Here is an 841-nt window from a genome sequence, read left to right as displayed (position 1 = left end):
TCGGTGATGAAGGGCATGCCGAACGAGCAGGACTGGAAGTTCAGCGGCTCGGCAGGCATGGGCAAGTGCCCCATCGACTACCAGCCGATCGCCTGCAACGGCGTCGACGTGCGTCGGCTCATGTACACGATGCCCACCTCCTTCTACAAGGGGAAGGACATCCTGGAGACCACGTTCGCGGTACGCGTCGCGCACATCTACAACGCGACCCCGGAGGACGAACCGGTACGCCTGTACCGCGTCGGCGGTAAGAACTTCGGTATCTCCTCGTCCACGGACTGGGGGAACACGGACACCCTGTGGGACAGCCACATCATGACCGTGGACAAGGCGGTCTCGCCGGTGTCCTGTTCCAGCGCTCCCAACCTGCGTTTCGAGTCCGGCAAGGGCGGCGCGCTCACCCAGGAGCTGCAGGCCGCGGCCACCGGGTCCTGGACGCAGATGACGTTCGGCCTGCGGGCCGCGGACGAGGGCGATCTGCACGAGTGGAAGCGGATGTGCGGCAACGCCGTCCTGGAGGTCACCTACAACCGGCCTCCCGCAAAGGTCTCCATGAAGGAGATGTGGACCAGCCCCGGCGGCGTGTGCGCCACCTCCACCGGGGCGGTCCGCAGTCAGCACGTCGACGAACTGCCCAAGCTGCTGGTCATCCCGCACGACCCCGACCATTCCAAGGACGAGGCCGAACCCGTCAAGGTGCGCTTCCGGGTCGAGTGGACCGACAAGGACGGCAAGGCCCAGCAGTACGAGAAGGACACTCCTTACTCGTCTCCGACCGGCGCCAAGTTCGAGCACAAGATCAAGGTGCCGAAGGGCAAGCCCGCGATCCCCGAGAACGGCA

The 841-nt window shown here is 65.5% G+C and carries 1 pseudogene; it reads left to right on the top strand.

The window, feature by feature from the left end:
• Positions 1-15 precede the first annotated feature (15 nt).
• A pseudogene (locus tag I8N67_RS41755) lies at positions 16-841 on the top strand (hypothetical protein); the annotation flags it as partial.

The organism is Streptomyces adelaidensis (assembly GCF_016598475.1).
GTDB lineage: Bacteria > Actinomycetota > Actinomycetes > Streptomycetales > Streptomycetaceae > Streptomyces > Streptomyces adelaidensis.
This window is presented reverse-complemented; position numbering and strand designations above follow the sequence as displayed.